At 46.0% G+C, this 23,239-nt stretch carries 22 protein-coding genes; 7 read left to right on the forward strand and 15 right to left on the reverse strand.

The window, feature by feature from the left end:
• Window positions 1–70 precede the first annotated feature (70 nt).
• From rpsD to rplQ, 3 genes are all read left to right on the forward strand, one after another.
• Window positions 71–679, forward strand: a complete 609-nt coding sequence (gene rpsD / locus QE357_RS03170; RefSeq protein ID WP_106636757.1) for a 30S ribosomal protein S4 — start codon at window positions 71–73, stop codon at window positions 677–679.
• Window positions 680–821: 142 nt separating this feature from the next.
• Window positions 822–1,811: a DNA-directed RNA polymerase subunit alpha gene (locus QE357_RS03175; RefSeq protein ID WP_106636758.1), complete on the forward strand. Its 990-nt coding sequence runs from the start codon at window positions 822–824 to the stop codon at window positions 1,809–1,811.
• Between the two features lie 162 nt (window positions 1,812–1,973).
• Window positions 1,974–2,540 (forward strand): 50S ribosomal protein L17, encoded by a 567-nt coding sequence (rplQ, locus tag QE357_RS03180; protein WP_106636759.1) that lies wholly within the window; start codon window positions 1,974–1,976, stop codon window positions 2,538–2,540.
• A 51-nt stretch (window positions 2,541–2,591) separates the two neighbouring features.
• Here rplQ and QE357_RS03185 read toward each other — a convergent pair whose 3' ends face one another.
• Together QE357_RS03185 and QE357_RS03190 are read right to left on the reverse strand one after the other, a co-directional pair.
• Window positions 2,592–4,028 carry an amidohydrolase gene (locus QE357_RS03185; protein ID WP_106636760.1) on the reverse strand — a complete coding sequence of 479 codons (1,437 nt, stop codon included), beginning with the start codon at window positions 4,026–4,028 and terminating at the stop codon, window positions 2,592–2,594.
• Between the two features lie 43 nt (window positions 4,029–4,071).
• Entirely contained in the window at window positions 4,072–5,517 is a 1,446-nt protein-coding gene (locus QE357_RS03190; RefSeq protein ID WP_309705762.1) for an amidohydrolase, read from the reverse strand.
• Between the two features lie 431 nt (window positions 5,518–5,948).
• On the opposite strand from QE357_RS03190, the gene carA reads away from it, so the two are divergent.
• Window positions 5,949–7,058, forward strand: coding sequence for a glutamine-hydrolyzing carbamoyl-phosphate synthase small subunit (gene carA / locus QE357_RS03195; RefSeq protein ID WP_106636762.1), 1,110 nt, complete (start codon window positions 5,949–5,951; stop codon window positions 7,056–7,058).
• A gap of 175 nt (window positions 7,059–7,233) precedes the next feature.
• Here the strand turns inward: carA and QE357_RS03200 are convergent, their stop codons facing one another.
• The 9 genes from QE357_RS03200 to nadB form a co-directional block, all read right to left on the reverse strand.
• Window positions 7,234–8,109, reverse strand: a complete 876-nt coding sequence (locus QE357_RS03200) for a DUF4249 domain-containing protein (protein ID WP_309705765.1) — start codon at window positions 8,107–8,109, stop codon at window positions 7,234–7,236.
• A gap of 3 nt (window positions 8,110–8,112) precedes the next feature.
• Window positions 8,113–9,900 carry a TonB-dependent receptor gene (locus QE357_RS03205; RefSeq protein ID WP_309705767.1) on the reverse strand — a complete coding sequence of 596 codons (1,788 nt, stop codon included), beginning with the start codon at window positions 9,898–9,900 and terminating at the stop codon, window positions 8,113–8,115.
• 10 nt (window positions 9,901–9,910) lie between these two features.
• Window positions 9,911–10,471, reverse strand: coding sequence for a carboxypeptidase-like regulatory domain-containing protein (locus QE357_RS03210; RefSeq protein WP_309705769.1), 561 nt, complete (start codon window positions 10,469–10,471; stop codon window positions 9,911–9,913).
• 387 nt (window positions 10,472–10,858) lie between these two features.
• Window positions 10,859–11,452: a Crp/Fnr family transcriptional regulator gene (locus QE357_RS03215; protein ID WP_307141987.1), complete on the reverse strand. Its 594-nt coding sequence runs from the start codon at window positions 11,450–11,452 to the stop codon at window positions 10,859–10,861.
• 66 nt (window positions 11,453–11,518) lie between these two features.
• Complete coding sequence (locus QE357_RS03220; RefSeq protein ID WP_307141988.1) at window positions 11,519–12,064, reverse strand: hypothetical protein; 546 nt, start codon at window positions 12,062–12,064, stop codon at window positions 11,519–11,521.
• A gap of 117 nt (window positions 12,065–12,181) precedes the next feature.
• Window positions 12,182–13,243, reverse strand: coding sequence for an NAD-dependent epimerase/dehydratase family protein (locus QE357_RS03225; protein WP_309705774.1), 1,062 nt, complete (start codon window positions 13,241–13,243; stop codon window positions 12,182–12,184).
• Between the two features lie 89 nt (window positions 13,244–13,332).
• On the reverse strand, window positions 13,333–15,276 hold the full coding sequence (locus QE357_RS03230; RefSeq protein WP_106636768.1) for a KUP/HAK/KT family potassium transporter: 1,944 nt from the start codon (window positions 15,274–15,276) through the stop codon (window positions 13,333–13,335).
• A gap of 108 nt (window positions 15,277–15,384) precedes the next feature.
• On the reverse strand, window positions 15,385–16,101 hold the full coding sequence (trxA, locus tag QE357_RS03235; protein WP_106636769.1) for a thioredoxin: 717 nt from the start codon (window positions 16,099–16,101) through the stop codon (window positions 15,385–15,387).
• A 125-nt stretch (window positions 16,102–16,226) separates the two neighbouring features.
• Window positions 16,227–17,804, reverse strand: coding sequence for an L-aspartate oxidase (gene nadB / locus QE357_RS03240; RefSeq protein ID WP_106636770.1), 1,578 nt, complete (start codon window positions 17,802–17,804; stop codon window positions 16,227–16,229).
• Between the two features lie 135 nt (window positions 17,805–17,939).
• On the opposite strand from nadB, the gene QE357_RS03245 reads away from it, so the two are divergent.
• Together QE357_RS03245 and QE357_RS03250 are read left to right on the forward strand one after the other, a co-directional pair.
• Window positions 17,940–18,446: a hypothetical protein gene (locus tag QE357_RS03245; protein WP_309705777.1), complete on the forward strand. Its 507-nt coding sequence runs from the start codon at window positions 17,940–17,942 to the stop codon at window positions 18,444–18,446.
• Window positions 18,446–18,775, forward strand: coding sequence for a hypothetical protein (locus QE357_RS03250; RefSeq protein WP_309705778.1), 330 nt, complete (start codon window positions 18,446–18,448; stop codon window positions 18,773–18,775). The genes QE357_RS03245 and QE357_RS03250 overlap by 1 nt, the downstream gene beginning before the upstream one ends.
• Here the strand turns inward: QE357_RS03250 and QE357_RS03255 are convergent.
• Genes QE357_RS03255 through QE357_RS03265 form a run of 3 tightly spaced genes read right to left on the reverse strand, consistent with a single transcriptional unit; the run spans window position 18,770 to window position 20,678 of the window.
• On the reverse strand, window positions 18,770–19,669 hold the full coding sequence (locus QE357_RS03255; RefSeq protein ID WP_309705781.1) for a carbon-nitrogen hydrolase family protein: 900 nt from the start codon (window positions 19,667–19,669) through the stop codon (window positions 18,770–18,772). The two genes, QE357_RS03250 and QE357_RS03255, sit on opposite strands and share 6 nt — an antisense overlap.
• Window positions 19,666–20,277: a GNAT family N-acetyltransferase gene (locus tag QE357_RS03260; protein WP_309705783.1), complete on the reverse strand. Its 612-nt coding sequence runs from the start codon at window positions 20,275–20,277 to the stop codon at window positions 19,666–19,668. Before QE357_RS03260 ends, QE357_RS03255 begins: the two co-directional genes overlap by 4 nt.
• Window positions 20,277–20,678 (reverse strand): nuclear transport factor 2 family protein, encoded by a 402-nt coding sequence (locus tag QE357_RS03265; protein ID WP_106636775.1) that lies wholly within the window; start codon window positions 20,676–20,678, stop codon window positions 20,277–20,279. Before QE357_RS03265 ends, QE357_RS03260 begins: the two co-directional genes overlap by 1 nt.
• A gap of 130 nt (window positions 20,679–20,808) precedes the next feature.
• On the opposite strand from QE357_RS03265, the gene QE357_RS03270 reads away from it, so the two are divergent.
• Window positions 20,809–21,306: an SRPBCC family protein gene (locus QE357_RS03270; RefSeq protein ID WP_309705786.1), complete on the forward strand. Its 498-nt coding sequence runs from the start codon at window positions 20,809–20,811 to the stop codon at window positions 21,304–21,306.
• Between the two features lie 377 nt (window positions 21,307–21,683).
• Here the strand turns inward: QE357_RS03270 and QE357_RS03275 are convergent, their stop codons facing one another.
• Window positions 21,684–23,063: a DEAD/DEAH box helicase gene (locus QE357_RS03275; RefSeq protein WP_309705788.1), complete on the reverse strand. Its 1,380-nt coding sequence runs from the start codon at window positions 23,061–23,063 to the stop codon at window positions 21,684–21,686.
• Window positions 23,064–23,239: the final 176 nt, after the last annotated feature.

The raw sequence follows: 23,239 nt of genomic DNA on the forward strand, positions 1-23,239 counted from the left end.
TCAAAAGATACAGGAAACAGGATAGATTCCAGGAGTATAACTTCAGAAGTATCCGATCCAACACATTTTCATGGCACGTTACACAGGTCCCAAGGCAAAAATCTCTCGTCGTTTCGGCGATGCAGCCGTTCTCGGTGGAGGTAAAGCTGTTTCTCGCAAGAACTATGGTCCCGGCCAACATGGCAAGGGCAAGCGGGGTAAAAAGTCCGAATACTCTCTCCAATTGCAAGAAAAGCAAAAGGTGAAATATACTTACGGTATCTTGGAAAGACAATTCGAAAATCTTTTCCATAAAGCAGCCGTACGTGAAGGTATCACAGGTGAAAACCTGCTGAAATTATGCGAAGCTCGTCTGGATAACACGGTTTACCGTTTAGGTATTGCTCCTACGCGTCGTGCGGCCCGTCAGTTAGTAGTTCACAAACACATCGTTGTTGACGGTGAAATTGTAAACGTACCTTCTTATTCTTTGCGTCCTGGTCAATTGATCTCAGTACGTGAGAAATCAAAATCTCTTGAAGCAGTTCAGAATAGCTTAGCTGGCCGTAACACAAAACGTTACAACTGGTTAGAGTGGGAAAATTCTGAATTACAAGGTAAGTTTGTAACTTACCCAGAACGCGACCAGATTCCTGAGAGCTTCAACGAGCAGGCAATCGTCGAATTGTACTCGAAGTAATTAGGGTCGAATATATTTCCTCTGGAGTTCTCCAGAGCCTTGTTATCGACCATGGAGGATTGGAAGATGGATTGGTCCATCTTTCAATCCTTTGCGTCGTCAAGGTTAACCATCCAAGTATTACGCTAAAAACCCAATCCGTATGTCAATACTCGCGTTCCAAATGCCCGACAAAGTCGTAATGGAAAAAGCCAACGACTTTCACGGTGTATTTGAGTTTAAGCCTTTGGAAAAGGGCTACGGTGTCACGATTGGCAATGCCCTCCGTCGGATCCTGCTCTCCTCTCTGGAAGGTTACGCCATCACAAGCGTAAAGTTCTCAGGGGTGCTGCATGAGTTCTCTTCCATTGAAGGTGTAATGGAAGATGTAACTGATATTATTCTGAATCTGAAGCAGGTTCGTTTCAAAGCGGCCTCTGAAGTACTGGATAATAAGATTAACGTGAAGGTGAAAAACCAAAAGGTTCTGACTGCCGGAGACATCCAGAAGTTCACTCCTTACTTCACCATTCTTAATCCCGAATTAGAACTTCTCCATATCGACGAGTCTAAGGAATTAGACATTGAATTGATCCTGGAAAAAGGTCGTGGATACGTTCCTGCGGACGAGCCTCGTACAACGGAATTATCTTTCGGTCATATTGCTATTGATGCTATTTATACGCCCATTAAAAACGTAAAATATAGCATCGAAAACTTCCGCGTTGAACAACGGACGGATTACGAGAAACTGATCATTGAAGTAATGACTGATGGCTCGATCCACCCCGAAGACGCATTGAAAGGTGCCGCTTACATCCTGATTCAACACTTCATGTTGTTCAGCGATCAAACGATGACTTTCGAAACGGTTAAACCAGAAGAAGAAAATGTAGTGGATGAGGAATTCCTGCACATGCGGAAATTACTCAAAACTCCTCTGCAAGATCTGGATCTTTCGGTTCGTGCGTACAACTGTTTAAAATCAGCTGACGTTCGTTCCTTAGGTGATCTGGTGAAACTGGAAATCTCTGATATGATGAAGTTCCGCAACTTCGGTAAGAAATCTCTTACGGAGTTGGAGCAACTAGTAGCAGATAAAAATCTTCACTTCGGAATGGACGTGGCTAAGTACCGTCTGGAAGAAGAATAGTAGATTTGCAATTGGTTAGGGATGTTAGCGTTGGCTAACCATTTCTAACCAATTTTTATAAACATCGAACGGGCAGCACTCGATAGTTTTTTCAATCAATTCGTAATAGGTGGGGCAGTAGATCGCTGCAAACTGGTGTCCTGACCGCAACTTACGACTCCCATGAGACACGGGAAAAAATTTAACCACTTAGGCCGTCAGGCTTCACATCGTAGCTCTTTATTAGCTAACCTGACTATTTCTTTAATTCTTCACAAACGTATCGAGACTACTTTAGCTAAAGCGAAAGAACTTCGTAAATATGCTGAGCCTCTGATCAACCGTGCTAAAGAAGATACTACACACAACCGTCGTACGGTATTTAGCTATCTTCAAAGCAAAGAAGCCGTTAAAGAATTGTTCAGTACCGTAGCTGAGAAAGTAGCGGATCGTCCCGGTGGATACACGCGTATCATCAAGTTGGGTAACCGTTTAGGTGATAACGCTGAAGTAGCTTTGATCGAGCTGGTTGATTTCAACGAAATCTACAGTGCGAAAGAAGTGGAAGAAAAGAAAACGACTCGTCGTAGCCGTCGTGGTACAGGTGCTAAAAAAACAACTGAAGATACGCCTTCTGCTGAAGTAGTAGAAACAATCCCAGTTGCAGCTGCTGCTGAAGAAGCTCCTGCTACGGAAGAGCAAGCTCCTGAAGCTCCTGCTTCAGAAGAAGAAAAGAAAAACGAAGAATAGTCTTCATTTCTGAGTAATGAAAAAAGGTAGAGAGCGATCTCTACCTTTTTTTTATAAAACTTTGCGATAATCAAAAGGTGGTTGCCGATCACCAATCAGAGGTTTGTACTGAAATTCTGCCCCACGGCGTTTGGCTAGTTCTTCTTTCGCCTGTTTAATAATAGCAGGGTTACTAAACAGTTGAGCTCCTGAGAGGGCAATAATTTTAGCAGCATTACTCATTCCTTTAAAGCCAATACTCATTCCGTCGGCAGCAGTGGCCTGCCAGGTATGAGCAGCCGTTCCCGGTACCCAGGTGGCCGTTGACAACCCTGCTGTTGGTACTAGCCAGCTAACGTCTCCTACGTCGGTAGAGGCAGGAAAGTAACCCATTTTAAAGGGTTGAACCGTGGCTGCTTCGGAAAGGGGGGCAACTTTTCCCTCGAAAGATTCCCGCAGCTTGGTGGCAAATTCCATTTCAGCAGGGGTATAGATCACACCACCGACTTTCTGCAAACTGGCATCCATTACTTTGGACAGGGTTTCGTTGGGTAATAAATTGAAAAGTCCTGATTGTACTTCTACCTCCATTCGAGTGCCGGTTCCCTGGGCTGCCCCTTTGGCTGCTTCCACCACACGATCCCAGATTTTTTCCGTTTCCTCTACATCAGGATGACGAACCACGTACTCTACTTCCGCATAATCGGGAACAACGTTAGCGGCTAAACCACCTTTGGTAATGACATAATGAATCCGTGATTTTTCGGGAACGTGTTCCCGCATCAGGTTCACCATGTAATTCATCGCTTCTACGCCATCAAGAGCCGAACGGCCCCGGTCGGGAGCGGCGGCAGCGTGAGCCGTTTTTCCGTAAAAACGAAATAGTCCTGATTTTACCGCCAGACAGGTAGTAGCCGAAGCATTATTACTAGTGCCTGGATGCCAGTGTAAAACTGCGTCTACGTCATCAAAAAGACCACTGCGGGCCATGAACACTTTTCCTCCACCCCCTTCTTCGGCAGGTGTTCCGTATAAGCGAATCGTGCCAGCCTGTTTGGTTTGAATCATCCAATCTTTCAAGGCTATGGCCGCAGCTACCGAAGCCGTTCCGAATAAATTATGGCCGCAACCGTGTCCCGATGCCCCTTCTTTTAATGGTTTTTGAACCGGTACGGAATCCTGGGACAAACCTGGTAAGGCATCGTACTCAGCTAAAATGCCAATAATGGGTTTGCCGCTACCGTATGAAGCTACGAAAGCCGTTGGAATATTTGCGGCATTGGATTGAATCTGAAATCCAGATTTCTGTAATGTTTCTTTAAGCAAAGCGGAGCTTTTCGATTCCTGATAACCCAGTTCAGCGAAACCCCAGATTTGTCGGGCCACCTGGCAATAATCCTGATACTTTTTGTCAATCTGATTTAGAAGATACTGCTGGCTATTGTCTTTCTGAGCCTGTGCAGCCCAACTGCCTAGCAGTAAAACTGCGAGATAGAAGTATTTTTTCATGCAAAAATTGATTAGTTAAGGGATGAAATAGGTACTGATCATGTTACTTCCGGTAATCCAAAGCGGGCTTGCGATCACCCAGTAACGCTTCGTATTTAAAGTTTTTACCCCGTAATTCCTCCCATTCTTCTTTCGCTTTTTTCACTAAAGAAGGATCATTATAGAGATCAATTGCGGTTAATGCGAGGGTTTTTGCTGCGACCATCATTCCTTTCACGCCAATGCTGGTACCACCAGCGGCTACCGCCTGCCAGCTATGAGCCGCCGTTCCCGGAACCCAGGTAGCGGTCGTTAACCCTACGGTTGGTACCACCCAGCTGACATCCCCGACATCAGTAGAGGCAGACCCTAATAAACTGGCTGCCGAGTAAGGAGCGATTTGCTGAGCCGTGCCGCGTTTAGGTAGGGAGCCAAAAGAAGCTCCGAACGTTTCTGAAATCTTATCGGCAAATTGCTGTTCGGCAGGGGTGTAGGTAAAGCCCCCAACAGCTTCCAGATTTTTGTGCATAACGCTGGATAAAGCGTCTACGGAAAGCAGGTTATACACCCCACCAATTACTTCCAGCTCCATTTGTGTTTCTGTACCCAGAGCGGCTCCTTCGGCAGCTTTAGTAATGCGTTTCCAAACGTTTTGTAAGATACTCCGGTCCTTATGACGGGCATAGTAATAGACTTCAGCAAAATCGGGCACTACGTTGGGAGCTTCACCGCCCTTGGTAATGATGTAATGAATTCGGGTGTCCTGTGGAATGTGTTCCCGCATCATGTTCACCATGTCATTCATGGCTTCTACACCATCTAGAGCGGAACGACCGCGTTCGGGAGCCGCAGCGGCGTGAGCGGCAATACCTTTAAATCTGAATTTGCCCGAAATATTAGCTAGTGAAGAAGAAGGATTAGCGGCATTCGCATCGCCCGGATGCCAGTGCAATGCCACGTCGGTATCATTGAAAATTCCATCCCGAACCAGATATACCTTACCCGAACCTCCTTCTTCTGCGGGTGTTCCGATGAGTTTTATGGTTCCAGTTTTGCCGGATTGTTTAAGCCAGTCTTTTACCGCAATGGCAGCTGCGGATGAACCCGTTCCGAACAAATGGTGACCACAGGCATGACCCGCCCGCTGACCCTCAATGACCTTACGTTCGGGGGTAGCTTCCTGAGCCAGTCCGGGTAAGGCGTCGTATTCAGCCAGAATGCTAATGACAGGCTTTCCGCTTCCGTAGGTGGCAATGAAGGCCGTCGGAATACCCGCCACGCCTGATTCAATGCTAAACCCAGCCTTTTTTAACTCCGCCTGCAAAAGAGCGGAGCTTTTCGTTTCCTGGTAACCTACTTCGGCGTAATCCCAGATTTTTTTGGATATAGCCCCGTAGTAGTCCGTTTTGTCCTGCAGACTGGAAATAACTTTCTGCTTGTCGGCTTGAGCCTGAGAAAAGCCTATGGTAAGGGCAAGCATACCGAAACTAAGGAGGATTTGCTTATTCATAAAAGAAATAAAAATGAAATTTAGTCAATAGGGTATAGAAAGTTTAGCTTCTCTGTCCCTCACATTATCAGGAATGCGTATAGCAGAAAATCGAATAAATCGCTAGTATCTGCTATTTGATACTACTAATCAACTGCTAAACATAAAAATACATATTGTTCATTCTTTGCAATTGTATATATATGAAATATTATTCTGGCTATATGACCTTTAGTGGTTTTATTCAATTCCATATTTGAATAGTTGTAATTAGGGTCTAATTCCAATTAAACTGAACTATTTTTCTCAAAAGTTTATTTTTTAAGGAGCTTAGCTTTGAAGCTTTTCAGCTAGAAGAAGTATCTTTGTCCAATTTGTGGAGTAAATAACTAATCGCACATAATGCCCTTGTTAGTCTTTTCGGCTCGCAAGGGCTTCTTTACGAACCAGGCATGAGCAATCAAACCAAGGAAGCCCTCCTTTTATTAGAAGACGGCACGACTTTTCGGGGTACCGCATTAGGCAAAATTGGCACACACGGTGGCGAAATTTGCTTTAACACGGGCATGACCGGCTATCAGGAGATCTATACCGATCCATCCTATTTCGGTCAGGTGGTTGTCAATACCAATGCACATATCGGAAATTACGGCGTATTGCTGGATACGGAAGAGGAGTCGAATAGCGTGAAAATTTCAGGTATGATCTGTAATTCCTTTTCGCCCATTCATTCCCGGAACGTCGCCGATTCGTCTTTGCAGGAGTATTTTGAAAAAGCTGGCATCGTGGGAATTAGCGACGTGGATACGCGTCAGTTAGTACGTATCATCCGCGAACGTGGAGCGATGAACTGCATTATTTCTTCGGAAATTCTTGATCCTGAAGAATTAATGGTTGAGCTGAAAAAGCTGCCTTCGATGGAAGGTCTGGAGCTTTCTTCAGTGGTAAGTACGAAAGAACCTTATTTCGTAGGGAATGAGGACGCGAAATATCGCGTGGCAGTAATGGATTATGGTACGAAGAAAAGCATTCTTAATAACTTCGCTACCCGTGATTGTTACAGTAAAGTATTCCCTGCTAAAACACCAATCGAAGAAGTGTTAGCCTGGAATCCAGACGGTTTCTTTATCTCCAACGGCCCTGGCGATCCAGCGGCGATGGACTATGCGGTTGATACCGTGAAAGAGATGGTAGAAACCGGAAAGCCTCTGTTTGGGATTTGCCTGGGTCACCAGTTACTGGCAGAAGCGAGCGGTATTTCGACGTATAAAATGCACCACGGCCACCGTGGTCTGAACCACCCTGTTCAAAACCTGATTACGGGTCTGTGTGAAATTACTTCTCAGAACCACGGTTTTGCGGTTAATGCTGAGGAAGTAAAAAATCACCCTAACGTCGAGATCACGCACGTAAACCTGAACGATAAGACAATCGAAGGCATTCGCCGGACGGATAAGCCTGCGTTCTCGGTACAGTATCACCCCGAAGCCGCTCCTGGTCCTCACGATTCTCGTTACCTGTTCGATCAGTTTGTGAACATGTTAGCTCAGGTAGAAGCTTAAGATCATTCGTGATTCACGATCACTTGCGATAGAAAAGCCGATTCAATACAGAATCGGCTTTTTCGTTTACTAGATATAGTCCTAAAATTAAGTTGGCACAAAAGAGCCTCAGAGCATATCTCCAAGGCTATACCTAGTAGCTAATAACTGTCAATTTATGCTAGGACGAGGGCCATTAAGGTACCGTTTGCCTTCGTTGGTATACGGCTCCAAACACCCCTAATCCATTCCTGATGTTGGAAGGTACCAGCGAAGGCTCCGCAAAGGGATTATTTCCATTTTGCTTTTGAAGCTGCGAAGCTTTCAGGAAGTTATAGGCATTTACGTCAAATTGCATCAGTAATAAATCCGTACTTCTCGGATTTCGTATGGTAGAATCCCGCCCGGAAATTCGTCCCATAAAAGTTCGAGCATAAAGCTGGTTGTTACGAATGACATCATCCGTTTCAAAATGATCCCAGACGGTCTGAATTCCGTTAAAGACTGAATCCTGTCCGCTGGTGGTTTGAAGGGTATCGGCGTAGGCCCACTGCCGTCCCAATGCAAAATATTGCCGCTCGGTTGGAATGTTTCCACCCCACACTAACAAATAGTTATTATAAACCCGATAGCCCCGGTTATCCTGAATGTACTCAATGCCATCGATTCGCCAGCGTAAGTTAGACGCCCGGGTAGGAATGGTGCAAGTGGCTTCAATAGATTCGTAACCCGGAGCGGAAGCTTTAAGGGTATAAGTAGTACCGGCTCGCAGACGTATTTTGGCGTTAGTGAGCGTTCCAATCCAGTAGTCATCTCCGTGAAAAGGTAAAGTAACCGTTTGCTGGCCGTCGCTAATGGTAACCGTTGCATCGGTAATGATACTGGCGTCAGAAGAGCCCACCATGGGTTCGTTCGTACGTAGCGAAACCCGGATAGTTGCCTCGGTGGGGTTAAGGTAAGACTCCACTACCATTTTGGGGGTATAAGGAATCGGAATAGAATCAACAGGCTCCTGGCAGGCCCATAAGCCCACGAAGCATGACAGCAGTAGTAGAGGTAGTAATGTCTTCATGGCTCAAAACTTGAAACTATACGACACGCTGGGAATAATAGGAAATAACGAAACCTGCGTCAGCACCCGGTTGTTACGGGTTGGCGTGCTTTGGGAATCATCGATGTAATAGAAAAACGGATTTTTACGACTATACGCATTGTAGAGGCTTACTTCCCAGGTATGGCTGAAACGTTTTTTCTTTTTGTGAAACTGAATGCCTACGTCCAGGCGATGATAAGGAGCCGCACGAAAACTGTTTCGCTGGCCGTAATCAGAAATGCGGGTAGGAAACGAAGGCACAAATCCTGGCTGCGTGGGTCCACTGATTTCAAACGTGCTCTGAGGTAGTGAAATTGCCTGCCCCGTACCGTATACCCACGTAGACGAGAGGGTAATGGTTGGTTTCAGGTGATAAATTCCCACCACTGAGATGTCATGACGACGGTCATAACGAGCCCAGAATTTTTTGCCGCCATTGAGTTCCGCAAACTGATTCTGAATCCAGGAGAGCGTATACCCCACCCAGCCAGTCAGGCGACCCGTTTTTTTCTGGCCGAAAAATTCGCTGCCGTAACTCCAGCCTTGCCCAGCCGTAATCTGTTCTTCCCAGGAACGTGAATCAGAAGCTTCCGTGAGTGATTCCAGGCCCGTGCTAGCCAGAAAGCTGGAGCCTTCTTTATAGGAGAGAATGTTATCCATCTTCTTATAAAAACCTTCTATCGTAACTGAAAACTGGGAGTAATCTTTAGCAACGCCCAAGGCAATCTGCTGCGATTGTTGAGGAGCCACGTTTCGGGTGGTCGGCACCCATAAGTCCGTTGGCAAGCCTACGCTGGAGTTAGAAAGCAGATGGATGTACTGATTCATCGTTGCGTAGGAAGCTTTCAATGCCCAGTGACGAGGAAAAGTGTAAGACAAAGCCAGCCGAGGCTCCGGGCGGCTGTAGGTTCGTCCCTCGGTAGCGAAGTAACTCATGCGAAGACCCACATTAATCCGAAGAGCTGAGAAAGGGTGATAGGTATCTTCCAGGTAAATGCCTCCTTCATAGCTATCCAGCGGCTGAATTTGGGATACATTCTGAGAAATAATGGAATTCTCCAGTGTGATGGTATTGGGCAGAAACCGGTGAGACGTTACCGCTAAACCCGTCTTAATACTATGCTGAGGAATGGGCGACCAATCGAAATCTGTTTTAAAGGTAAAGTCCCGAATGGTCGATGAATTTTGTAAATTAAACTGACTCGTAAGGTTATTAAAAGTTTGCGAACTCTGAGCATTCACCTGAAAGGCATAATGACTGAAAAGCAGAGTAGTATTAGCGAATAAGCGATTGCTGAATAAATGATTCCAGCGAAGGCTGGCCGTTTTATTACCCCAGTCAAGCCCGCCGCCCTGCTGGTTATTCCTGATTTGAGACCGGAATGAAAATCGGTCCTGTCCTAAGTAACCACTCAGGTATACTTTGTCCTTTCGTCCAAAGTCGTAGTTCAGTTTCGCATTCAGATCATAGAAGTAATAGCTTCCCTGGTTTTCCGCCGGTAATAAGGGTTTTAATAAAATGTCAACGTAGGTTCGACGACCAGAGATGATGAAGGAAGATTTATTTTTTTGAATGGGTCCCTGCAAAACAAGTCTACTGGAAATCAGACCGATGCCCCCCTCGCCGTGGAATTCTTCCTTATGGCCTTCCTTCATTTGCATTTCAATAACGGAAGATAATCTCCCTCCGTAACGGGCCGGAAATCCGCCTTTGATCAGTTCAACGGATTTTAAGGCATCACCGTTGAAAATGGAAAAGAAACCAAACAAGTGAAAGGCATTATAAACCGGAGCTTCGTCGAGAATTAAGAGATTCTGATCGGGCCCCGCCGCCGCGAATATAAAGTCCCGAATTCCCTTCGGAGCCTTTTTGGACGCCCGGTAACAGTTGTAAGACTTTCAGCATGTCTTTTTCTCCCAGTAGAGCCGGAACATCTTTCATTTGCTCGATAGGTACGGAAATGGCTGACATCTGCACTTTCTGCGATTCGCGAGTCTGATAATTTCCGGAGACCACCACTTCCTTCAATTCGGCATTACTGACCAGAAGTTGCCAGTTCATTTCGAGATTCCTCGTCAGGGCCAGTTTTCGGGACTGACTTTGAAATCCAATGCTGGAGACAATGACTTCCAGGGTATCACTCAGGGGTAAGGTTAAGGAGTAGAAGCCGTATGTATTAGTGGTGGTTCCTTTCTGAACAGCCGGAACGGATACGGTAACACCGGGCAAGGATTCGCCCGAGCCGCTTTCGCGAACATAACCGCTAATAGTGACGCGTCCAGACTGAGCCCTGGTAAAAAACGTAAGAAGTAATAAACCCAGGGTAACATATACTCTCATGCAAATACGAGGCAGGGCAACAGTAAGAGGTTTAGAAATGTAAACGAAAAACGCTTGTACCGCAAACTTGTTATAAAATATTGACTTTCAGCCAAGGAAATGAGTTCTCTAGGGCTAAAACGCGAATTGGAGTCAAACTAAAACAAGAGTGGCTACGGTCAAAAGATCGTAGCCACTGAATGAGGTTAACAATAAAGTGGGTTGGTGAATACAGCCGCCCTAAAAGCGAAATCAGGAAAGGTGGAGGGTTGAACGTAGAAGTCTTTAAAGTAAGCAGCACATTTGCTTCTTTTAATGCTACAAAATAAGAGGATTAGAACGGAAGGAAATTTGCGAAAACGCAAAAAAGGAGTTGCGTTTTCGCAACAAATGTATGTACAGCTATTTTTAGACCTTGCTTAATTGGGTACGGATACGGCTGATCTGGAAATAACTCATGTTGAGATAACTGGCCAGAACACTCTGAGGGAGTCTTCCCCGAAGGTTGGCGTATTTGGAATCGAAGAGCTTATATCTTTCGACGGGCGAACGCGTACAAAGCAGTTGTAAACGAATATTATTATAAATGAGATATTCTTCCGTAAAGCGAAGAATGAAATGAACGTAATCAGGATAATTCAAACGAAGCTCTAAAAAATCCTGGTAATGCAGGCGGTATACAATGCTTTCTTCCAGTACTTCCAGATATAGATCGGAGGGGGTTTGACGGTAAAAACTTTCCGTGGCCATTCCAACCCCTCCTTCCGCTACGATCCAGGCCGTTACTTCTTTACCTTCTTCCAGATAATACCCTCGCATTAAGCCCTTTTCAATAAAATAAAAATATTCACTCCGTTGTCCGGGTGTTAAAATCAACGAACCTTTAGAGTAGATACAGGGCCTAAGAACCTGCAATAACGCTTCTTTCGTTAGATCCGAAAGAGGATATAACTGGGTTAAGGCTTCTGCTAATGGGCTGGCTTTTTCGGACTTGGATACCATATGTTATACGATACGAGTCGTCAATGTTACAAATATATGCTGATAATCTAGCACATGAATTTGATATTATTGTACAAGAGTAGTGATTCGGAAGGGCTTGGGATCTCCAATAAATAGTTGTTGAAAACCCTCTATTTGATAAGAGCTCAGGCGTCCATCCGTGCTCTCCAGCGTGAGTATTTTTTCGGATTCAAACAGATAATTTTTCTCCAGCATGGTTGCTTTTATCTTACTAGGACGGTTCTGTTCGTCCCGGATAACTTCCAGAAACTGAATCGGTAAATGCTCACCCTGACGAAGTCGGTAAGAAACGGTATTAGCCGATAAAGTATCTATGAAATAGCTCTGAGTATAAGCGGGTTTGTTAATATCCGCCTGAAGAAAAAGTTCTAGTTCTTTCGTCCAGTCGATTTTAGGGGTTACCAATGTTTCTGATTCTTCATTCACACTAACCTCTTTACGAACCACCGGATTTGTCTTTTTTAGCATGGCAATCTGAGACTCAACGTAGCCTTTCAGATCAAAGTAAGTCTGGGGTTTGGAGCTGGACTGTTTGGGACTATTCTGACAGCCCACCGTAATCAATAAAAGTCCGAATAATAGTTTTTTCATGCCTAGAAAATAAAGAAGGAGAATTGAGAATAGATGAACAGAAAAAAAGCTTTTTCCATTCAAAGTTTCTCAATTCTCCGGCGTATTACTAACCGTTTTTAGAAACGGCCTGTTGTTTTATTTTAATACGTAACTCAGTTGTTCTGCGTTTTCTTCTAGCCACTCGTGCACTTCTTCCACGATTTGGCGGATGGAAATTTCGGGTTTCCAGCCCGTCATTTCTGTTACTTTGGTATTATCAGTAATGTATAATGGAATATCTGCCGTACGACCTTCAGTAATGGGTTTAATCGGAATGGTTTTACCCGTAACTTCCTGACAAATTTTAGTTAATTCCACGAGCGAAGTACTGACTTCAACGCCGCCTCCTACGTTCAAAATCTCGCCATTAACCTGATCAATATGGTGTAACTGCCAGTCTACCAAACGGTATAAATCGGCTACGTGGAGCATATCGCGGGTTTGCTTACCCGTCCCATTAAAGCCAATATACGCCAGTTGTTGTTCGTAAAAGTGTTTAGCAACCCAAAGCACCATAACGCCCTGATCGGCCTTACCCATTTGCCAGGGACCCGTCAGCACGCCGCAACGGTTAATAACGGTTTTCAAGCCGTAAAATTCGTTGTATTCGTGAATCATCAATTCCGAAGCCAGTTTGGTTGCTCCGTACAAGGAACGGGCTCCATCAAGGGGGAAATACTCACTAATCCCTTTGGCATTGGCTCCGGGCAAAGGCTGTTCTTCGGTTAAGGCAAAGCGGGTTTCTTCTTCCTGATAAGTCAGTTTTTCCAGCGGTTTAATCGGGTAAATCCGGCTGGTGGACAGAAAAACAAAAGTGGCTTTGTGCTTTAAGGCGAAGTTCAGACAGTTAATCGTTCCAACAAGGTTGGTATTGATCAGGTAATCGGGAGAACCATTCAGACCCGCTAAAACCGAAGGCTCGGCGGAAGCTTCAATAACTGCATCCACGGCAGGAATAACGTCGAAATCTTCTTTGGAGCGAATGTCGCCGTGAACAAACTCAATACCCGCTGATTTCAGACGGTTAATGTTCAGTTCGGAGCCTCTTCTTTTCAGGTTGTCAAGGGCATAAATTTCGTAAGAAGGATAATTCTTCTTAAGGTTGAGGGCCAGAGAGGAACCCACAAAACCGGCTCCTCCGGTAATTAAGATTTTCATAAGTAGTAATAAATCAGCTAAATTTTATGGGAAGAATGTCACCTTCTGATGACCTATTCTTCCCATAAAATTTAGTATAGGGATGGTTTCTAATCCGTAACTCTTTTTAAATTAAATGTTTGGGCGGGGCGGATAATAAGCGGTACTTTTTCAATCTTAACTGCCGAACTATCCAGACCAAACCAGCGGTCTTCGGAAGTTGTAAACGTTTTGATGTAGAAGTAAGCCTGCATGGTCATGCGTTCCCAGAAGGGAAGATCGTTTTCGAACGACAGGAATTTCTCCAACACAACGAAACGGAAATCACCAATGACGTTTTGTTTACTTAACGACTCGTAACGGCTGGTAATATCCACTTCCTTATTTTTTACCATATCCTGAATCACGCGGCGGAAGTAGAGGTTAATCCGTTGTTCGACCCGGAAGCCCAGTCGGAAAGTCACTTTAATGACATCGTCGGGAGCAATTACGTTTACCTTATACTCCATCGTATACGGATCATCTACGGTATCAACGTGCACAAACCAGTAAATATCCGCCCGTTTGGGTCGTTTTTGGAAGATAGAGTAAATCACTTTCGATTCAATTTCACTCACCCGTGACGCATTAGACATGAAAATCAGGTGGGTAGCATACTTAGGAATCGACATATCCCGACTCAGTTCTTTCAATGGGTCGATATAATCGGAAAGTTTGACGTATTCGGTCAGACGGGCTTTGATATTAAAGGCTCGCAGCCAGATAATCATGACTATCGCAATGGTCGAACCGATCAGCAGAGATACCCAGCCGCCGTGCGTAAACTTCAGCAGGTTCGCAACCAGGAACGAAGACTCGATAGTTAGGTAAACGACCAAAAAGAGAATAACTCCGTAGAACATGAACCGATGCGTATAGAGGTAGTACGCCATCAGCATGGTAGTCATTAACATGGTCAGGGTAATGGCCAGACCATAGGCCGCTTCCATATTGGTGGACTCACGGAAGTATAAAACGACGGCCATACAACCCGCCCAAAGTAACCAGTTGACACTAGGGACGTATAACTGACCTTTTTCATTGGAAGGGTAACGCAACTTTACTTTAGGCCAGAAGTTCAACCGGATGGCTTCAGAAATCAGCGTAAATGAACCCGTAATCAAGGCCTGACTGGCAATAATTGCCGCCATTGTGGCGATGGTAATACCCGGTAATAAAAACCAGTCGGGCATCATTTCGTAAATGGGTTTCCGCCCGCGAAGAAATTCGCCGTTATGAGCCATTAACCAGGCTCCCTGGCCGAAGTATTGTAACATGAGGCAGGCCTTTACGAACACCCAGGAGACCCGAATGTTTCCACGGCCACAGTGACCCATGTCCGAGTACAAAGCTTCCGCCCCGGTCGAACAAAGGAAAACCGAACCTAATAACCAGAAACCAGAAGGCTCATGAGCCAGCATGTCGTAGGCATAATAGGGATTGACGGCCCGGAGAATCGTCCAGTCTTGTGCAATCCAGATAATACCGAAAAAGGCCAGCATGCTGAACCAGATGAACATCATTGGTCCGAACGAGCGGCCTACCAATTGCGTGCCCAGGGCCTGAATCAGGAACAGAACCGTGATAATGGCCAGAATGATGTAGATAATGTAATGATCCAGATGAGGATACCGCATTTCCAATCCTTCCACCGCCGAAGCTACGGACATGGGTGGAGTAATGATACCATCAGCTAACAGAGCCGCTCCGCCAATAATTGCGGGAATGGTTAACCAGCGGGCGTGCTTCCGAACCAGCGTGTACAAGGCAAAAACACCGCCTTCACCTCGGTTATCGGCCCGTAAAATAAGCACTACGTATTTGACGGTGGTCAGTAAGGTAAGCGTCCAGAGCACGCAGGAGACGGCTCCTAAAACCAGACGTTCAGAAATGGGCTTATCACCCATAATCGCTTGCATTACATACAAGGGAGAGGTACCAATATCTCCGTAAATGATGCCGAGGGCAATCAAAAGCCCGGCGGCACTCACCTTATCCAGGTGTTTATGATCCATGTGGAAATTGACTAAAGAACCGCAAAGTTAAAGTATTAATGCGATGAGCCGTTTCGCTCAATCATAGAAAAGCCGACTCGAAGGGTTACGTAACGAATCGGCCTGGGGTTATAGGATTTTTTCTACATCTCTTCGTAAACTGGCTTCATCCCGTAAACCAATCATCCGGTCAACAGGCTTTCCGTCTTTGAATAATAACAGTGTAGGAATAGCATCCACTTTGTACTGCTTCGCGACATCAGGATCACGATCGGCGTCGATTTTTAGAATCGTTACCTTCCCGGCCCAGTCATGTTTTAGTTTTTCCAGAATAGGAGCCTGTTGCTTGCAGGGTCCGCACCAAACGGCATAAAAATCAACCAGTACTACTTTGTTATCCTTGAGGGTCTGAGCTAATACGTCTTTGCCCTTGGGAGCAGGCATCATTGCCGGACGTTCGGTTGGAGCAATAACGGATTTGTTGGCGTTCGTCCATTTCAGGTAGCCACCGTCGAGGTTATATACTTCCTTGAAACCCGCCTTGGCGAGGTATTCGGCGGCCTGACCGCTACGTCCGCCGGAGTAACAATACACCAGTACAGGTTTATTTTTATCAAGTTTGGCAACTTGCTCAGCGAAGGCGTCCTGTTTTTTCCAGTCGATATTTTGAGCGTTGGGTAAATAACCCCGCTCATACTCAGAAGCCGTCCGAACGTCAAGTACCTGGGGTTTGCTGCTGAGTTTTCCTTCGAAAGCATTCACATCCAGGTTGGTCTGAGCAAAGGCCGAAAGGCTGCAAAGCCAGCCCAGCCCCATCAAGATTCTGAATTTAGTTAAAGAAAGCATGGAGATACGTTTTTAGATACTAGTACGAGGAAAGTTTGGGGTTTTGAGTTTAGGGTTGGAAGTTACAGAAGTGCTTTGGTTAAGAGTATCAACGTCAGCATAACTCAAAACCCCAAACTCGAAACTCACTTGATATTATCCAAATTATAATGCAGCCCTACATTTTCGCGGCGGGACATGGCCATTTTTATCACAAGATACGAAACGTTAATCATGTTACGTAATTCACAAATAGGAACGGAAACTTTCGATTCACGGTATAGTTGCTCGTGCTCCCTATAGAGTAACTCGACGCGTTCGTAAGCCCGGCGTAAACGGCGGTTGGTTCGCACAATACCCACGTAATTAGCCATGATGCTGTTTAATTCCCGCGTCATTTCGGTGACCAGTACCTGTTCTTCGGGATGAGTCGTACCTGAATCATCCCAGTCGGGAACGTTGGCGGGAATTACCGCTTTGTGTAAATGCTCAATGGTACTTAAAAAGGCCCGGTGACCGAAAACGACGGCTTCCAGTAAAGAGTTGGATGCAAGTCGATTCGCTCCGTGTAAGCCCGTGCAGGAGCACTCGCCTGCGGCGTACAGAAAAAGAATATTCGTCTGCCCGTGTTCATTCACCCGAACGCCACCACAGAGGTAATGCTGAGCTGGAACGACGGGAATCATGTCCGTTCGAATGTCAATGCCCAGATCAAGACAATGTTGGGTAATGTTTGGAAAGTGTTCCAGAAACTTCTCATAATCCGTATCCCGAACGTCCAGATAGACATGATCGGTACCGTTTCGCTTCATTTCGGAGTCAATAGCCCGAGCCGTAATGTCGCGGGGAGCCAGCGATAATCGTGGATCGTAGTTTTCCATGAAGGTCGAACCGTCCGCATTTTTCAGCACGCCGCCAAAGCCCCGAACGGCTTCCGAAATCAGGAACGAAGGTTTTTTGCCGGGTTGGTATAAACTGGTCGGATGGAACTGAATAAACTCCATGTTATCACAAATGCCCTTAGCCCGATAGGCCATCGCAATGCCGTCTCCCGTAGCGATGGTAGGATTGGTGGTGCTCTGGTAAATATTACCGATGCCGCCCGTGGCCAGCATGGTGGTTTTCGCCAGAAATTTATCCACTTCGCCCGTTTGAGTATTTAAAACGTATGCTCCGAAACATTTAATGTCCTGTCGGTAGCGATAAACCGTTTCGCCCAAATGGTGCTGGGTGATTAACTCAACGGCGTAATAGTGCGTGAAAATGGTAATGCTGTCGTGCCGCTGTACCTCTTCCAGCAAGGCCCGCTCAATTTCGGCTCCGGTGATGTCTTTGAAATGCAGAATCCGGTGGTCGGAGTGACCGCCTTCCCGGGCCAGATCGTATTCTTCACCGTGGCGATCAAAGCGGGTGCCGTAGTCGATTAACTCCTGAATGCGGGCGGGAGCTTCAGTAACGACGATTTCCACAATCTTGCGATTGCTAATGCCGTCTCCGGCATCCATCGTGTCGTCAATGTGTTTATCAAAAGAATCTTCCTTCGACCAAACGGCGGCAATACCGCCCTGAGCGTATTTGGTATTGGTCTCATCGGCCTGTACTTTGGTGATTACTGCAATGGAAACAGGTTCCTGGCGGCTTTCGAAGTAACGGGCCAATTTAGTAGCATAACTTAGTCCGGCAATACCCGAACCAATCACAAGGAAGTCGTATTGGTGCGTCATAATTAAATCAAAAACGATTTAGTGGCTCGAAAGTTAGGAGATATTTGGGAATGGCTGGAATTTGCCGGGGGAAATGTGAAGGTATTTCGCTAAAAACGGGCTTACTTTGGCTACAGACCCTGACGTTATCTTTTCATGAAATCCCTGCTAAAATTGGCCCGAGTCTGCGGCTTGTTCCTTTTACTTCTGGGCAGCTTTTCGAGCTGTACCGTACAGTTAGCACCGAGTTATAACCAGGAGCTAGTAACGGGTATTACTGCTCAGAATAAGGCAACCATGGAATTTTTCGCGATGGTAGCCCTCGGTACAAAACAGAGTACCTATGCGAATCGGGAGCCTTATTACAACCAATTGATTGGTAGTTTCGATGCTCTGGTTACGCAGGCAAACGCCCGCTTTACTCCCCGGAATAAGGTTCGTCAGAAAGCGAATGAAGCGTTGAAGAAAAAAGGAATTCCGGTGCTGGAAGAAGGAGAAATTCCGAGTGCGACGGCTCTGGAGCGAATTTATACCACGCTGGTGAAAATGCGGGAGACCGATCAGAAACAGGGGGTAACCCTTACGGAAGTACAGGCTTTTAAAGGCCAGATAAAAATTTATATGGATCAGGCATTAACCTACGAAAACGCTCTGGAACGCTAATGGCCCTCGACCTTACTCAACTCATAGCCGATTTGAAAACGGCCATCTCCGAAATTGTAGGCAAAGACCTGACCACCATTCGGGGTTTTCAGGAGCGTCAGCTAAAGGCCATTGCCCAGCAGTCGGCGTTAGTTTCGGCGGGTATTCTGACGGGTGATATTACGCCAGAAACCCGCGAATTTTTTCTGGATGGTCTGGAAGACATGGTGCTTAACTTCCTGAAAACACTCCGGGGAATTCTTGAAGTAACCATTGAAAAAGCCTGGAACGCCGCCGTAAAAGTCATCTGGAGTGCTATCGAAAAGGCGACAGGAGTTACGCTGTTATAGCGTATATCGCCGAATCTTCACCTGATCTTCCATAAAGCCCATGTGCAACTGCTTATGGTCCTTAAAATTGAAGACGTGTCCGTCGGTTCTAACTTCCTGAATTTTTGACACATCCAGGGTTTGTATCAGCCATTCTTCGGCCTGAGGCGTATGCGTGGCAATGATTCCTTCTTCAGGCATGCCCTTGTCGGGGGTAGTGTAAAAGGCCGCAAAGCCATAGTTAATATCCACCGCGGGCGACCAGAGTGCATTACCTACGGTCTGCGAGACGACGGTATAGCACTGATTTTCTAAAGCTCTGGCCCGGCAACCGACGTGCACTCGCGTGGCTCCACGAATGGTTTCGGTACAGCTTGGAGCTATGATTACAGAAGCTCCCAAAGAACATAATAATTGAGAGCTGATGGAGAACTCTGAATCATAACAGATCTGAATGCCAAAACTTCCCCAGTCTGCTTCAAACAGGCTCAGGTATTTAGGAGCACTGGCAATGCCCCATTCTTCATTCTCAAAACGAGTCATGAAAAACTTATCCTGATAACCAATGAGTCCTTTCGGCGAAAAAACATAAGCTCGATTGTATAACTCTTGCCCTACCAGTTCTGGAAAACTGGGTGCGACGATTACGACTTTATACTGGCGAGCTAAATCCGCGAATGTCTGACAGAAGTCTACTTTCAGAGCATCCATTTCCCGCACCTGCCGACGAATATCCTGCCGGATTTCCTCAGAAAACAGGCTGACCAGCTCCATCGAACCGTATTCAGGAAAGACCAGTATCTCGGCCTGTTGCTGAACTGCCCGGCTTACCCAGCCTTCGGTATGAACCCGCCAGTCAGACAAGCTTTTATGTTCAGTAATCGGGTATTGGGCAGCGGCAATGGTAACGTTCAATGCGAGACTAATTTAGAGGTGGGTGGAATGGGTTTAATCCAGTAAATCATGGATTTGGCCGTCGATTCAGTTTCTCCCAAGTCAGGCCATTCCATTTTGCTTTGCAAGGCGGGTTCCTGATGATACCCCCGCTTCTTCCAGAAAACATCATGCGGGCGATAATCCGCCGGACGAGCCGGGTAATCTTCAGGCCTTACTACCGAACAGAAACAGGCCATTTCAAAGGTTCCGTAGCTTTGAGCATGAGCTTCGCGTTCGTCGAAAAAACGATGTCCTAAGCCGTGGCCCCGGTATTCAGGTAACAGAATACTTTCACCGAAATAAAAAATCCGGCTGACGTCCATGCCTGCTTGCTCAAAAGGCTCCCGCACTTCAGGCATTTCGTTTTCAAGCGGAATACAGGTCGTTGCTCCAATCATTCGGTCCTGATCGTACACCGCAAATAAAAACGATCGTTCGGCCTGGGTATAGGTTTTCAGATACTCTTTTTCGTAAGCTATGGAGCCTTCGTAGAGGTAGGGAAAATCCCGAAAAACCCGAATACGAAGCTGGGCCAGGTCATCGAAAACCTGCTCGATGGCCTGGCCTGTTTTGGTAATGTATTGCACTATTCAGAAACAAGTTTAATCCAGAGGGGCAGGTTATAATAGGTAGTTACCCGAGTGATTTTGCCTTCTTTTACTTCCAGAAAAGCCCCGGCGGGTAATACGTATTTCTGGCCGTGAGCTTCGGGTAATCCTTCTTCACCCTGTTTATAAACGCCATTTACTACGAATTCTGCAGCAACCCGCGTGTTTGTAGGTTCACTCAGGAAAACCAGATCCGTCAGGGTTTCTTCATAACTGGTATCCATGTGCTGAAGAAACTCGGTAAACTTTTCAATTCCAATTCGAACGTCGCCCTGATTGGCTTCGTGCCGAATGTCTGGGGAAACGAGGCTTAGCATGCCCTGCCAATTTTGCTGATTGAAGTAGGTGTAATACTGTTGAACGATTTCCAGTGCGGTCATGATGAATAAAACTTTTAAATGAACAGCCTAAATTAGGCAAAGCTACCTTTCCGGCGAAAAGTTCAAATCAGAAGGTTGGTCTGGAATAACTTTTGATTTGGTAATTTGTTCGTAAGCTATAGCCTTCTTTATGTCGAAAACATACTCACTCAAAACGATCCAGAAACTGCCCGTTACGCTGGAGCAAGCTTGGGATTTTTTTAGTAAACCCGCAAATCTGAAAGATATTACACCCTCCAGCATGGGGTTTGATATCAGAAGTCGCTATCACGGCGAACGAATGTACGCCGGACAAATCATTGAATATACTGTAACGCCGTTGTTGGGGATTCCGCTGTACTGGATGACGGAAATTACGCACGTAGAAGACCAGAAATATTTCGTGGATGAGCAGCGTTTTGGGCCCTATAGTTTATGGCATCATCAGCACCATTTTCGGGAAATTGAAGGCGGCGTCGAAATGACGGACATTGTTCATATTCGCATTCCCTTCTGGGTTCTTGGAGATTTGGCGTATGCCATTCTGGTCAAATCAAAACTGCGGGAGATTTTTTCGTACCGGTATAAAAAAGCAGAAGAGGTTTTTGGGGTCTGGCCGGGACAAAAAATGGAGATTGAGATGTTTTGAAGTTGCTAACTTCGGCATGGTCGGTGGAGACACCAACCATGGCAAATGGGTTTTGAGCGGCTGCCGCTGCGGTTTGGAGTTTGGAAACCTATAAAGGTAGGTAAGAGGTTTGGAAATGGGAATCATGACCCCGGAAGGGTTGAACATGAATAGCCCCGGGTAAAACCCGGGGTAAACGTTGGATGCGACTATACGCCAATCTCCTGCCATGGCTGGTGTCTTCACCAGGCATTAATATAAAGCATAATGGTTGGTGAGGACACCAACCATGGCGGAGGGATTATAAATCCCTAATAGAGGGCTTTCGGATTGCAAATCCGAAAGAGCGTAGGATATAAATTTTAAACGAACAACTAATAACCATTACAACCAACATCCTACCGCCGTCCTCGCTTGGGACCAGAACTGGATTTCTTGCCACCCGTAGACTTTCCTGAAGGTCGTCCGCCCGAAGGTTTGGGTGAACCAGATTTGGCGTTTCCACCTCTTCCGGTGGGCTTCGCTTTTTGCCAGTATTGAACCTTCTTTTCGTGGAAAGCTCCTTTAAAGGTCGGGTCGTCTTTCTTCCGCTGATCGTCCATTTCCCGAAGCATATCCTGACGTTCGCTGAAAGGCGTATTCGTTACCTCAACTTCTTCAGGAAGAAACTCTATCGGTATTTCCTGACCAATGATTTTCTCAATCTTTTCTATGTGATATTCCTCTGCTTCCGTCACAAACGTAATAGCAGTACCCGTATGAAAAGCCCGTCCCGTCCGACCAATGCGGTGCACATAATCTTCATAAATCAGGGGCACGTCGAAGTTAATCACGTGCGTTACTTCCTGCACATCAATGCCTCGGGAGGCTACGTCCGTAGCTACTAATACCTTGATTTGGTTATCCCGAAAAGCCTGCATTGCGTTAATGCGGGTATTTTGGCCTTTGTTGGCGTGAATGACCCGAACGTCGTCTTCCGAGAAAATCTTACGGGAAATAAACTTATGAATATTGTCTGCTACCTCCTTTGAACGCACAAAAATCATAACCTTCTGCAAAGCCGGATCTTTCAGGAGATAACCCAGGAGGTTAATCTTCGTATGCAGGTTAGGAACCGAATAAATAACCTGCTCTACCGTAGAGGCCGTGGTGGCCTGTGGCGTTACTTCGATGCGGGTTGGAAATTCGAGAAACTCAAAAGAGAATTTCTCTACTTTTTCCGGGAACGTAGCCGAGAATAACAAATTCTGCCGTTTACGCGGAATGATTTCCAGAATCCGGCGAATCTGGGGCATGAAACCCATGTCCATCATCTTATCGGCTTCGTCTAGCACCATTACTTTTAATTCCTTCGTAATGATGTCACCGCGAAGGTATAAGTCCATAAACCGACCAGGTGTGCTTACCAGAATATCAACGCCGGCTTTCAGAGCTTCAATTTGCGTTTTCGGCCCTAATCCTCCATAGATACAGAGGGTTCGTAAATCGGTATATTTACTGAGCTGCTCAATGGCATTGCCAATCTGCATGACTAACTCCCGGGTAGGAGCGAGGATCAACGCCCGCGGAGCCGTGCCCTGGGCGTACTTAATTTTATAGAGAATGGGCAACACAAAGGCTGCCGTTTTTCCCGTGCCGGTCTGAGCAATACCCAGCAGGTCGTGACCCGCCAAAACAATGGGGATACCCTGCTGCTGGATCTCCGTAGGTTGCTGATAGCCTGCGTCTTCAATGGCGTTCAGTAACTGCCGGTTCAGGTTAAAATCTTCGAAAGTCATCTTCTTTTTCTTTCCAAACGAAATACAAAGGTCGCAAAAAGCCTTGGTATCCAGTAGTAATCCTGAAAAACAAGCCCCTAGCTACCAGTAAAATGGATGAGGTACGTTTTATAAAAACCTAGTATTGACAAAGAAAAACAAGATTTAGTCGAGGAATAGCGATGAAGCTAAGGGTA

It is taken from the genome of Siphonobacter sp. SORGH_AS_0500 (genome assembly GCF_031453245.1).
In the GTDB taxonomy this organism is placed as follows: domain Bacteria; phylum Bacteroidota; class Bacteroidia; order Cytophagales; family Spirosomataceae; genus Siphonobacter.

Bases quoted from the DNA above. Each gene is read 5' to 3' on its own strand.
- QE357_RS03265 (WP_106636775.1), bottom strand. From the start codon at position 20,678: ATGACCGCACTGGAAATCGTTCAACAGTATTACACCTACTTCAATCAG.
- QE357_RS03250 (WP_309705778.1), top strand. From the start codon at position 18,446: ATGGCCCTCGACCTTACTCAACTCATAGCCGATTTGAAAACGGCCATC.
- nadB (WP_106636770.1), bottom strand. From the start codon at position 17,804: ATGACGCACCAATACGACTTCCTTGTGATTGGTTCGGGTATTGCCGGA.
- QE357_RS03200 (WP_309705765.1), bottom strand. From the start codon at position 8,109: ATGAAGACATTACTACCTCTACTACTGCTGTCATGCTTCGTGGGCTTA.
- trxA (WP_106636769.1), bottom strand. From the start codon at position 16,101: ATGCTTTCTTTAACTAAATTCAGAATCTTGATGGGGCTGGGCTGGCTT.
- rplQ (WP_106636759.1), top strand. From the start codon at position 1,974: ATGAGACACGGGAAAAAATTTAACCACTTAGGCCGTCAGGCTTCACAT.
- QE357_RS03275 (WP_309705788.1), bottom strand. From the start codon at position 23,063: ATGACTTTCGAAGATTTTAACCTGAACCGGCAGTTACTGAACGCCATT.
- QE357_RS03225 (WP_309705774.1), bottom strand. From the start codon at position 13,243: ATGAAAATCTTAATTACCGGAGGAGCCGGTTTTGTGGGTTCCTCTCTG.
- QE357_RS03220 (WP_307141988.1), bottom strand. From the start codon at position 12,064: ATGAAAAAACTATTATTCGGACTTTTATTGATTACGGTGGGCTGTCAG.
- QE357_RS03230 (WP_106636768.1), bottom strand. From the start codon at position 15,276: ATGGATCATAAACACCTGGATAAGGTGAGTGCCGCCGGGCTTTTGATT.
- QE357_RS03185 (WP_106636760.1), bottom strand. From the start codon at position 4,028: ATGAAAAAATACTTCTATCTCGCAGTTTTACTGCTAGGCAGTTGGGCT.
- carA (WP_106636762.1), top strand. From the start codon at position 5,949: ATGAGCAATCAAACCAAGGAAGCCCTCCTTTTATTAGAAGACGGCACG.
- rpsD (WP_106636757.1), top strand. From the start codon at position 71: ATGGCACGTTACACAGGTCCCAAGGCAAAAATCTCTCGTCGTTTCGGC.
- QE357_RS03190 (WP_309705762.1), bottom strand. From the start codon at position 5,517: ATGAATAAGCAAATCCTCCTTAGTTTCGGTATGCTTGCCCTTACCATA.
- QE357_RS03245 (WP_309705777.1), top strand. From the start codon at position 17,940: ATGAAATCCCTGCTAAAATTGGCCCGAGTCTGCGGCTTGTTCCTTTTA.
- QE357_RS03215 (WP_307141987.1), bottom strand. From the start codon at position 11,452: ATGGTATCCAAGTCCGAAAAAGCCAGCCCATTAGCAGAAGCCTTAACC.
- QE357_RS03175 (WP_106636758.1), top strand. From the start codon at position 822: ATGTCAATACTCGCGTTCCAAATGCCCGACAAAGTCGTAATGGAAAAA.
- QE357_RS03210 (WP_309705769.1), bottom strand. From the start codon at position 10,471: ATGAGAGTATATGTTACCCTGGGTTTATTACTTCTTACGTTTTTTACC.
- QE357_RS03270 (WP_309705786.1), top strand. From the start codon at position 20,809: ATGTCGAAAACATACTCACTCAAAACGATCCAGAAACTGCCCGTTACG.